The sequence below is a fragment of the Bradyrhizobium sacchari genome (assembly GCF_002068095.1).
In the GTDB taxonomy this organism is placed as follows: domain Bacteria; phylum Pseudomonadota; class Alphaproteobacteria; order Rhizobiales; family Xanthobacteraceae; genus Bradyrhizobium; species Bradyrhizobium sacchari.
Window position 1 is genome coordinate 1 of sequence record NZ_LWIG01000003.1, and the last position, 6783, is coordinate 6783.

2 protein-coding genes and 5 pseudogenes are annotated in these 6783 nt (G+C 62.9%); 6 read left to right on the top strand and 1 reads right to left on the bottom strand.

What is annotated here, in order from left to right; all coding sequences use genetic code 11:
- Nucleotides 1-554, bottom strand: a pseudogene (locus tag A5906_RS05245) (transposase); the annotation flags it as partial.
- Nucleotides 555-599: 45 nt separating this feature from the next.
- On the opposite strand from A5906_RS05245, the pseudogene A5906_RS05250 reads away from it, so the two are divergent.
- From A5906_RS05250 to A5906_RS43870, 6 genes and pseudogenes are all read left to right on the top strand, one after another.
- Nucleotides 600-974 (top strand): annotated as a pseudogene (locus A5906_RS05250) (IS110 family transposase); the annotation flags it as partial.
- Nucleotides 975-1730: 756 nt separating this feature from the next.
- Nucleotides 1731-2687, top strand: coding sequence for an ArdC family protein (locus A5906_RS05255; protein ID WP_080134221.1), 957 nt, complete (start codon nt 1731-1733; stop codon nt 2685-2687).
- A gap of 190 nt (nt 2688-2877) precedes the next feature.
- Nucleotides 2878-3280: pseudogene (locus A5906_RS05260) on the top strand (DNA-binding protein); the annotation flags it as partial.
- Nucleotides 3281-3463: 183 nt separating this feature from the next.
- Nucleotides 3464-4789: pseudogene (locus A5906_RS05265) on the top strand (strawberry notch family protein); the annotation flags it as partial.
- 8 nt (nt 4790-4797) lie between these two features.
- A complete protein-coding gene (locus A5906_RS05270) occupies nt 4798-5859 on the top strand; it encodes a DUF7146 domain-containing protein (protein WP_080134222.1) in 1062 nt (353 codons plus the stop codon).
- Nucleotides 5860-6186: 327 nt separating this feature from the next.
- Nucleotides 6187-6783, top strand: a pseudogene (locus tag A5906_RS43870) (hypothetical protein); the annotation flags it as partial.

Below are 6783 nucleotides of genomic sequence, written 5' to 3' on the forward strand. Positions count from 1 at the left end.
CCGCCGCTTGCGGACGGTGAGCCCTTCCTCGCGATAAAGCCGGTAGATCCGGTTGATCCCCGATGGCTCGCCCTCCCGCCGCAGCAGGACGAACAGGCGGCGATATCCGAAACGCCGCCGCTCGTTGGCGAGATCGCGCAATCGGCTACGCAGAACTGCGTCCGGTGGGCGGCTGGAGCGATAGCGGATCATCTTCCGATCCGAACCCACGATCGAGCAGGCCCGCCGTTCCGACAGGCTCATAACGGCCTGCAGATGCGCGACAGCAGCGCGCTTGGCGGCGGGCCCTACCATTTTTTTGAAAGGAGCTCGCGAAGTGCGGCTGCATCGAGCATCTGCTCGGCCAGAAGCTTCTTCAGCTTCCCGTTCTCCTCCTCCAGGGCCCTCAACCGCTTCGCCTCGGAAACGTCCATGCCGCCGAATTTGGCCTTCCAATTGTAGATTGTCGCCTCGGAGATCCCGTGCTTGCGAGCCAGCTCGGCCGTCTTCGCCCCGGCCTCATGCTCCTTCAGCACCGCAATAATCTGCTCTTCCGTGAACCGTGCTCGCTTCATCTGTCCGTCCTTCTTCGGGCCGGACCCTAACTCTTTCTGGAGGAAATGCTCAGTGGCAGGTCACTAGGAATCGACATTGGCAAGAACCTGTTCCACGTCGTTGGCCTGAGCTGCGACGGCACACCTGTTCAGAAAGTTCGTTTTCGACGGGACACTCTTCTTCAGTTCTTGCTCTGGCACAACCTAGTTGGCATGGAATCCTGCGCCGGTTCACAGTGGCTCGCCCGCAAGATACAGGCACTTGGTCACAAGGTGCGCCTGATCCCCGCGCAATTCGTGAAACCCTACGTGAAGTCAAACAAGAACGATATCATCGACGCCGAGGCGATCGCTGAGGCCGGGACGCGACCGACCATGCGCTTTGTCGCTGTAAAGGAGGAGGGCCAGGTCGATCTTCAAGCCCTGCATCGAATCCGTGATTAGATGGTCGGCTCTCTATGCAAACGGTGTTAAGACCACTCTCAACCAATCCGCTATAGAGCCATTCTGACAGAGGCAAGCCTCAATCCCAATCAGCGCAATCTGCTCGCGCCATCCAATGAGAACTTTGATAAGCGCGGTCGGTTCGCTTTCGGCTTTACCTTCCCATACCGCCGAGCCATCCGCTTCGACGACACAGATCGATGTTGTTTTGAGTGAAACATCAGATCCAGCGAAAAAGCAATTTTGCGTGTCCCTTGCTGGACCGAATCAGTCCCAGACCAGGGCCGCAAAGGCCAGGGATCGGAATACCTCAGCTCGCGCTAGGAGTTGCGGAGCTCCTCGCCGGGGGCACTCGGGAAAGGGGCTCGCCTGCGCCGATCGCTATCACTGCCCCGTTCCCGGGTGCCGCTATTGAACCGGTCTCGTCGCTGCACTCGGACCCGCGTGCCCCTTCGGGCGCTATGCTCACGCTCTCCGGGTGCCATTTTTGCGTTGAGGCGATGCGGCCTTGGCGCACGCCTGGTCGGACCTGCGGCCCTAGCGCACCTCGAGACCAAGTCCCGTTGAATGGAATGGAAGGCTCAGCACGTCGCGGATTTGGCATTCTGTCATTTGTGCGCGTGCGGCGCTCTCGCAAATCACGCGGCGTCGTTTCCGCCTGAAGAGCCTTAGAGTAAGAGTGCCGGCCGGGTTTTGCAGTGACGGGTTACAGGCTGCGAGAGAGGCTCGCGGCGCCCGTCGCGGAGACCCGCGATGTCCAGACACTATCTTCGGGCGCGCACCGGTGAGGACCGGACAAGCCTTTACGACGAAATCACCAAGAAGATCATAGCTGAACTTGAGGCCGGCCGAGTGCCATGGGTGCAGCCCTGGGGCACCGCAGCCTCGCAGGCGTCCTTGGCCATGCCGAAAAGCGCCGCGACCGGCCGTCACTATAGCGGCATCAACGTTCTAATCCTCTGGGGGGCGGCGACCGAACGCGCATTTACAGGTCAAAGCTGGCTTACCTTCCGCCAGGCGCTGTCGGTCGGTGGTCACGTCCGCAAGGGCGAGCGAGGGACTACAGTTGTCTATGCCCACCGCTTTGTGCCAGCCGACGAAAAGCGGCGCGCTACCGAAACAGGCGACGAGGCGCAGGCCATCTCGTTCCTCAAGCGCTTCACGGTGTTCAATACCGATCAGTGCGACGACTTGCCGTCGGAGATCGCTGCGACGGCGCCGCCTCCGCCGCCGGGCCTGATCGAGCCAAAGGTTGAATACCTGATCAAGGCGACGGGGATCGACTTCCGCATTGGCGGCAACCGCGCCTTCTACATGCCGGCAGAAGACTATGTGCAGGTGCCGCCCCCGCAAGCCTATTTCGAGCCGATCAACTGGTATCGAACGGCCTTGCACGAGTTGGCGCATGCCAGCGGCCACGTATCGCGTCTCAACCGCGATTTGTCAGGCGGCTATGGCACCAAGAAGTACGCCTTCGAGGAATTGATCGCGGAGATATCGTCCGCATTCGGTTGCGCGTCGCTCGGCATCGGGCCGACGGTGCGGCACGCAGACTATATCGGCTCCTGGCTCGAAGTGCTGCGAGAGGACAATCGCGCGATTGTGCGAGCTGCCTCGCAAGCCAGCAAGGTTGCGGATTATCTCCTTGGGTTCTTGCCCGAAAAATTCGTCGACATGACGACGGAGACAGCGGAGCAGGAAACGGCGTGAGGTTATCCTCGGCCGCTGCGGTAAGAGAGTGAGAGGCAGGGTCGTTTTTCGCGGCGCGTTGAAGGCCGAGAGAGAGGCTCCCGGCCAGGCTTGAATCCAACTATCAGGATGCCGACGAGCTGCCCGACGAGGTCGACCAGTGGCTTGGCGAAATCGAGGCGGCACTGGTCGCGTTCGAAGACCGATCGATGATCAGGGCCGCGTCTCCGCCCATGGTGTCCGCACGCGTCTCGACCCATCAACGTGCTGGCGCGCGCGGTCGGGCTCATGGTGCGAGCCGGCTGGCGACCGACCGTCGACAGCTATCTCGGCGGGTCACCAAGCCTCGTATTCTGGAGGCAGTGCGAGAAGCAAGAGGCGAATCCTCTGCGCAACTGATCGACCACCTGAAGAAGGCCCACGTGAGGAAGGAGGCCGCGCGTCTACTCGATGGTTCGGGCTGGTTGCCAGAGCCGCCGCGTTCCGTCGACTCCAGCGCGTCGTCAGTCGAGCAGGAGAGCGACGCGGGCAAGCTGCCGGAATTCCTCGCCGACGACGAGGACCGGGAGGCCGCCGGCAACGATGATCCGCAACAGCTCGAGGCGGCTGAGTGAACACATCGAGCGGAATGGCTCCAGCCCATACTGCAGTTGCTTGGGACCGCTGTGCAACGCCGGTCCCAATTTTTGTGAGGGAGGGCTGAGAGGGAGAGTAGGGCCGGGGAGGGTTTGAGCCGTCGGGTCAAAGGAGAGCGCCTGATGGTTCGACCTGATCCTGCTCTCCCGAGAAATCCTATCATGACCGAATCTCTCGTCGGCGGCGCTGCCGCCGCGCCGCTCTCGATGCGTGCCGCTGCAACTCTCACCTCCGCCGCCGTCAGGGTGGCCCGGCAGCTCTTTACTGATCTGGAACGCGGCTGTCCCATCGATGCCGCCGTCCTGCGTGGAGCCATGGAAGCGGCGTTCAGCGCCTCGGACGCGGCCAGCCCCTGGAACTGGAAGGCCGCCTATGACGTTTGCGAGGCGGCAACCGTTCTCTTCCTGCGCAAGTTCGGCCCGGCCATGCGCGCCAAGGCTGGCTCGACGACCGCGATGCTGCCCATCGTCGCGCCGGTCGGGGCCGACTTGATTAGACGCCCTACGAGGTCCCGATCGGTGGGCGCTTCCGCATCACGTCTGTCGTCCACTTCGGAAAGCGCAGCGCCAAATGGCGTCGAACTCACGTACGAGACGGTCGAATGGTTGCCGCCGGAACGCGCCCGCCTCACCGATGCTCTTTATGAGGAATACGGATTGCCGATCCGTATTCCCGGATCGTGCGCACATCCGACCAAGCTTGTGCAGTCCGCGGCCACGGCGTCCGTTGCGCCGAAGCCGTCCTGCCGTCCGCACCTGCCTTCAAGTCTGGTGGCAGAGGGAGTTCTGTCGGACGCCCAAATCGACAGCATCATTTATGCGGGCGAGGCTCATTCCGAATTCCTGGCGGGCTCCTGGTCGGTCGGTGCGACCTTTGATGTTGTGGCTGCCGCGCGTCACGACGCTGAGAATGCTGTCCGCTTTCGTCGCGGCTGGTTTCTCGGCGATGGCACCGGCGCTGGCAAGGGACGGCAGGTCGCCGGGCTATTTCTCGACAATTGGCTGAAGGGTCGCCACGGTGCGGTCTGGATCAGCAAATCCGACAAGCTGATCGAAGATGCCCAGCGCGACTGGTCCACGCTCGGCATGAAGCGACTGCTCGTTACGCCTTTATCCCGGTTTCGCCAGGGCACACCGATCCCACTCTCGGAAGGACTCCTATTTACCACCTGCGCCACGCTAGGCACCGACGAGCGTGGCGAGAAGCTTTCGCGTGTCGAACAGATCGTTACATGGTTGGGCTCCGACTTCGACGGAGTGATCGTCTTCGACGAGAACCATGCCATGCAGAATGCGGTCGCGGGCAAAGGCGAGCGTGGCGACCAGGCAGCCTCTCAGCAGGGCGCGGGCCTGAGGCTCCCGCACGCCTTGGCCAAGGCTCGCGTGGTTTATGTGTCGGCGACGGGCGCCATCACCGTTCACAACGTCGCTTATGCGCAACGCCTCCGCCTTTGGGGCGGTGCCGATTTCCCGTTTGCCATGCGGGCCGCCGCGTGATGTCCCCCGCGGCTTGCGAACTGGCACGCCGCCTCGCGCGCGAGGCCGAGGCGGTGTGCCGCTACTATCTGTCCAATGGCAAGCGGGCGGGGCGATACTGGGTGGTCGGCGACGTCCGCAACACGCCGGGCCGCTCGATGTTCGTGCGGCTTCGGGAGTCACCTAAGGGCCCCGCCGGCAAGTGGACTGATGCTGCGACCGGCGAGCATGGCGACCTCCTCGACATCATCCGCGAATGCCGAGGTTTGCGCGATTTCAGCGAGGTTGCCGAGGAAGCACGGCGGTTTCTGAAACTGCCTCGTCCTGAGCCGCAACTGGTCTCGAAACCGGTTCGTTCGGTTGCGCCGGCTGGATCGCAGGAACCCGCCCGCCGGCTCTTTGCGATATCCGGCCCGATCGAGGGGACTTGTGTCGAAACATACCTGCAGCACCGCGGGATAACCCGCATCCACCATGGTGGCAGCCTGCGCTTCCACCCACGTTGCTACTATCGGCCAGACGAGCATTTGCCCACCGAAACCTGGCCGGCGATGATTGCCCGCGTCACGGACCTCGATGGGCGGATTACGGGAGCGCACCGAACCTGGCTCGATCCAGACGGTTTTGATCGCATTCGTCTCGGCAAGGCTCCGATCGACACGCCACGGCGGGCGATGGGCGACCTGCTAGGCAACGCTGTTCGCTTCGGCGTGGTGGACGACGTGCTCGCCGCTGGCGAGGGAATCGAGACCATGCTTTCATTGCGTTACGTGCTGCCGACCATGCCCATGGCCGCCGCGCTCTCGGCCAATCACCTCTCAGCCATGTTGCTGCCGTCTGGCCTGCGTCGGCTCTATATCGCCCACGACGCAGATGCCGCCGGAGATGCGGTGCAGGCTACTCTCACCCAGCGCGCTGAAGACGCTGGCGTTGAAACGATCACATTGTCGCCCCGGCTGCGCGATTTCAACGAAGACCTGCACATCTTCGGTATCGAGGCCCTCCGAGCAGAGTTGCGGCTTCAACTCGTGCCAGAGGACGTCGCCCGCTTTCTGCATTCCTCGACGGTAGTCGCAGTATAGGCCGGTGTTTCGATCGTCGTTGATAGGTCGGTCATAACGAGGCCATTGCCGGAAGAGGACGCGACCTCGGCCTTCTAGAGGGCGATCGGACGGCAACCGGATCGGGCCGGCAATGGCTGCGCCTGGCTATTTTCCGCCGCGCGCCGGCGGTGAGACGCCTTAGCCATTTGAGCCGCGCGCTTTGCATCGCGAAGCAAAATAGCCGGCCTTCGCCATCCTCCGCTGCCGCTCCGGCCCTTTCGGGTTCTGGCCCGTTCCGCCCGCCGTCTGAGTGATCGCCACGAAGGCCGCGATGGGCGCGGCCGATCCGGCAAAGGAATCCCAGCCATGACCGAGCATGATGACGACGGACCGCACTCCAGCACTTCTCCGATCGACCACATTCTCACCGAATTGCAGCTTTTCGGCTACCGACCATCCGCCGACGAGCCCGATCCGAGGCCCCTTCCCGAGGGCAAGATGATCGCCGGCGCGGTCGCCGATGTGTTCGACGCCCTGGTCGGGACGTTGAGCGACACGCGGCTCGAGCCGGACCTGGGCGATCTGCTCTGGTCGACAGTCAACCTTTTCCATCGTGCCGTCGATCGCATTGAGCGCGATCTCGACAACAACGAACAGGCGCAGCAAAAGAGCCAGCGCGAGCAGAATGGCTCTGAGGTTCGATCAGTCGAACTCGAGCGCTTGACGGCGGAGGGCATCACCCTGATCGAGCGCCGCAACTGCCTGGAGCTCTTCCGCGACAAGGCGATCGAGCGCTTCGAGATTCATACTGGCTCATCCTGGCGTCCCCGGTCGGGGTCGCTGGTGAACCACCGCACTCTGACAGCAGCCATGATCGACTCCCGCGACTTCATTGCAGCCAAGCGTCGCGCGGAGACCGAGGTCTTGTTGCCGCCGGGACCGAAGATCGCACTTACTGGCGGG

Coding starts and splice junctions, on each gene's coding strand:
- A5906_RS05255 (WP_080134221.1), top strand. CDS start 1,731: ATGTCCAGACACTATCTTCGGGCGCGCACCGGTGAGGACCGGACAAGC.
- A5906_RS05270 (WP_080134222.1), top strand. CDS start 4,798: ATGTCCCCCGCGGCTTGCGAACTGGCACGCCGCCTCGCGCGCGAGGCC.